The organism is Microcystis sp. LE19-41.2A (assembly GCF_027530405.1).
In the GTDB taxonomy this organism is placed as follows: domain Bacteria; phylum Cyanobacteriota; class Cyanobacteriia; order Cyanobacteriales; family Microcystaceae; genus Microcystis; species Microcystis aeruginosa.
On record NZ_JAPZQJ010000116.1, the window covers coordinates 1 to 1,169 of the forward strand.

At 50.6% G+C, this 1,169-nt stretch carries 1 protein-coding gene and 1 pseudogene; one reads left to right on the forward strand and one right to left on the reverse strand.

Annotated features, from left to right (window positions below):
- Positions 1–713, reverse strand: a 713-nt coding sequence (locus O9290_RS05130; protein ID WP_288086781.1) for a ParB N-terminal domain-containing protein, incomplete at its 3' end; no start/stop codon positions are given.
- A gap of 303 nt (positions 714–1,016) precedes the next feature.
- Between O9290_RS05130 and O9290_RS05135 the strand changes: the two are divergent.
- A pseudogene (locus O9290_RS05135) lies at positions 1,017–1,109 on the forward strand (DUF4277 domain-containing protein); the annotation flags it as partial.
- Positions 1,110–1,169 lie beyond the last annotated feature (60 nt).

Consider the following 1,169-nt stretch of genomic DNA (forward strand, 5'->3'; position numbering starts at 1 on the left):
TCGTTAAGTGAGAGACGCAAACGATTGACCAGATCGGCGGAAACAAAACATAATTTGGCAATACGGTTGTTACTATAGCGCGACCATTCCCCGTCCTGCAAGAGCATCAACACCGCCCGCCGTTTATCGGTATGGCTGCGTCTGAGACCGTGATGGGCATTCGCCCCGACCGAGTAGAGGATCGCATCGCGTCTGGTTCCCCGACGGATATCGACGGCGATTGCGGGTAATTCCAAAGACTGGGCGGCCAAGAGCCGGTGAAACCCATCGGCTAACCAATAATCGCTGCCATCCCAGAACACCAACACGGGGGGAAAACGATCGCCAGAACGCATATTCTCGGCATATTCAGCGACGGTGAGTTGATTAATCGTCGCTCTCGGTTGTGTACCGCCGTCGGTACGGATCAGAGCGATGGCCAAATATTCGGGCGCGGGGTCTTCCTGATCAGATTTCGTTAAGTGAGGTTCGGGGATTAGATCGCACGACAGAAAAAACTCGCAGTGAAATAGCCGGTTGTCGGTGGTGAGAATCCAGCCGTTCCCCTTAAACTCTCTGACCTCGAAGGTTTTGCCGGCGGCTTCGGGATGGTTCCCATTTATGGTAACGGTGTCACCAACCTTCAAATCGCACAAGAACGGCTCGTCCTTTAACCTGTTGGGTCGTTCGGGAACGGGAACGAAAGCGTACCAACTAACCCAAACGACCGGCAAACCCACCGACGGGAGGGATAACTGAGCGATAACCCCAACCGTTTGCCGTCGGTAACAACTTGACCCACCGTTAAATTCAGGTAAGCCCGAAGATCGTCCCTGAGATCACTCAGGTATTGCAGATCGGCCTTTTTTCCCACATTCCGCACCCTCAACTGTCACATAAGCTGTCCCCCTCCAGAGACTTGAGTAAAAATACTTAGCTGGTGAAGGTTTTCTCGGTGGCCGTTAGGGGGATCTTGAGACCCCTAATTATGAAAAAATAGGAATTGTTGGAAAACTTAGGCAGTGGGCTGTTCGACCATGAATCAATCAACAGAAATTGAAGTCAAAAATCTAGACCATCTGGGATTAGTAGCCGGAATTATCGATGAAATAGGAATCGTTGAAATTATGGTTCTTCGTTACTTGGTATGGTTCGATAGGGGGGCATAAATCGACTAAATCCTTATCTGG